General features: G+C 46.7%; 1 protein-coding gene and 1 pseudogene. Both read right to left on the bottom strand.

Going from position 1 to position 842, the window contains the following annotated elements; all coding sequences use genetic code 11:
* Positions 1-340, bottom strand: a pseudogene (gene lnt, locus KIV40_RS32985) (apolipoprotein N-acyltransferase); the annotation flags it as partial.
* A gap of 32 nt (positions 341-372) precedes the next feature.
* Positions 373-842: transporter associated domain-containing protein (locus tag KIV40_RS32980; protein WP_285353590.1), on the bottom strand; the 470-nt coding region annotated here is incomplete at its 5' end.

Below are 842 nucleotides of genomic sequence, written 5' to 3'. Positions count from 1 at the left end.
AGAAGCGGTGGAGTGCCCACGCGAATAGACCCGTATAAATGGCGAGGTATCCAATAAGCAAGCCCATTAGGAATAGGTTTGCGGCTAGTGGCATGCCTCCGAAGCCGTCAATACTGACGTAGACCCAACTGATGCCAGTAGCAAACTGTCCAAAGCCCCACGCGTAACCTGTCCACAGTGCACTTTTGGTACTTTGTTTGTGCAATAGGATTAACAGAATAGCTGGGCTGAGAATGGCGATAGGCCAGAAGGAGTAGGGAGCGAACGCGAGGGTTGTGATAGCGCCAACAAAAACGGCCGCAAGCGGCCGTAGTAGGCGATGAATAAATGGTTTAGTCATCTAAATTATGTCATCTCTTTAGAGAGAAGTTGTTATTCTTCGATAGTTGGAAGAGGTTGCTCGTCTGGGATAGTCACCTGTAATTGAATCACACGGCGGTTATCTGCAGAGGTCACTTTGAAATGGTAGTTTTCAATTTCTACAATTTCACCGCGAGTCGGCAGGTGCCCAAAGGCTGTCATCACCATACCACCAACAGTATCCACTTCGTCGTCACTAAAGCTGGTTCCAAATGTATCATTGAACTCTTCAATAGTGGTTAAAGCTTTTACTGAGAAGGTATGCTTGCTCAGCTTACGAATGTCTAACTCTTCTTCATCGTCGAATTCGTCTTCAATTTCACCAACGATTTCTTCGAGGATATCTTCAATGGTTACGAGACCAGATACACCGCCGAACTCATCGACAACGATAGACATGTGGTAACGCTCTTCACGGAACTCCTTGAGTAGGCGGTCAACACGCTTACTTTCTGGAACAACAACCGAAGGGCGAATCACTT

It is taken from the genome of Vibrio sp. D173a (assembly GCF_030248475.1).
This window is presented reverse-complemented; position numbering and strand designations above follow the sequence as displayed.